Source organism: Kitasatospora sp. NPDC005856 (assembly GCF_040629945.1).
Lineage (GTDB): Bacteria > Actinomycetota > Actinomycetes > Streptomycetales > Streptomycetaceae > Kitasatospora.
This window is the reverse complement of sequence record NZ_JBEXWT010000225.1, coordinates 1-1,582: the sequence shown is the minus strand read 5'-3', so window position 1 is coordinate 1,582 and position 1,582 is coordinate 1. Positions and strand designations below refer to the sequence as shown.

At 72.8% G+C, this 1,582-nt stretch carries 1 protein-coding gene; it reads left to right on the top strand.

The window, feature by feature from the left end; all coding sequences use genetic code 11:
- Positions 1–1,582, top strand: a 1,582-nt coding sequence (locus tag ABZ449_RS42110) for a beta-ketoacyl synthase N-terminal-like domain-containing protein (protein ID WP_360357461.1), incomplete at both ends; no start/stop codon positions are given.

Sequence of the window (1,582 nt, the reverse complement as noted above, 5' to 3'; positions counted from 1 at the left end):
ACCACCGCCACACCCAAGGACTCCCCGCCACCAGCCTCGCCTGGGGACTCTGGAACGACACCAGCACCCTCACCAACACCCTCACCACCACCGACATCGACCGGCTGGCCCGCCAGGGATTCGTCGGCATGTCCGTCGAACGGGCCCTCGCCCAGTTCGACATGGCGCTCACCTCGAGCGAACCGGTGCTGGTGACAGCCGAGTTGGACGAGTCGGCACTCCAGCGACAGCATGCCGAGGGCACCCTGCCGCCCATGCTCGGCAAGCTCGTACGAGCCAGGCCCCGCCGGGCCGCCGCCGCGGAATCCGGTGACACCGCCCTGGAACAGCGGCTCGCAGGCCTCACAGCACCGCAACGGACGGAATTCCTCGACGAGTTGGTGACCCGCCACGTCGCCGCCGTCCTCGGCCACTCCGGGGGCGCCGACCTGGACCCCGACCGCTCGTTCAACGAGCTGGGCTTCGACTCGCTGACCGCCGTCGAGCTGCGCAACCGGCTGAGCTCCGCCATCGGCCGACGCCTGCCCTCGACCCTGGTCTTCGACCACCCGACCGCCTCCGCGATCAGCCGGCACCTCGCGGACCTCCTGCTCGCCGCTCCCGCCGGGGCCGAACACCCGGCCGCTCCCGTGGCCGCTCCCGTGGCGGTCGACGAGCCGATCGCGATCGTCGGGATGGCCTGCCGCTACCCCGGCGGCGTCCGCTCCCCCGAGGACCTGTGGCGACTGGTGACCGACAACGTCGACGCCATCGCCGGGTTCCCCCGCGACCGCGGCTGGGACGTCGACGGCCTCTACGACCCCGACCCCGACGCGCCCGGCACGTCGTACGTCCGGGAGGGCGGGTTCCTGGACGCCGCCGCCGACTTCGATCCCGCGTTCTTCGGCATCAGCCCGCGCGAGGCACTGGCGATGGACCCGCAGCAGCGGCTGCTGCTGGAGACCGGCTGGGAGGCGTTCGAGCACGGCGGCCTCGATCCGGAGACCCTGCGCGGCAGCCGGACCGGCGTCTTCACCGGCGTCATGTACGACGACTACGGCTCACGCCTGATGCGGCAGCAGCCGCAGGGCTTCGAGGGCCAACTCGTCACCGGTAGCGCGGGCAGCGTCGCCTCCGGCCGGCTGTCCTACACCTTCGGCCTCGAAGGGCCGGCCATCACCGTCGACACGGCCTGCTCCTCCTCGCTGGTCGCCCTGCACCTGGCCGCGCAGTCGCTGCGCAACAACGAGTGCGACCTCGCCCTCGCCGGCGGCGTGACCGTCATGGCCACCCCGGCGTCGTTCATCGAGTTCAGCCGTCAGCGCGGCCTGGCCCCCGACGCGCGCTGCAAGTCCTTCGCCGCGTCGGCGGACGGCACCTCCTGGGGCGAGGGCGTCGGCCTGCTGCTGGTCGAGCGGCTCTCCGACGCCCGCCGCAACGGCCACCAGGTCCTCGCCGTGGTCCGGGGGACAGCGGTCAATCAGGACGGCGCCTCCAACGGGCTCACCGCGCCCAACGGCCCCGCCCAGCAACGGGTGATCCGCCAGGCCCTGACCAACGCCGGACTCACCACCGCCGACGTCGACGTGGTCGAGGCCCACGG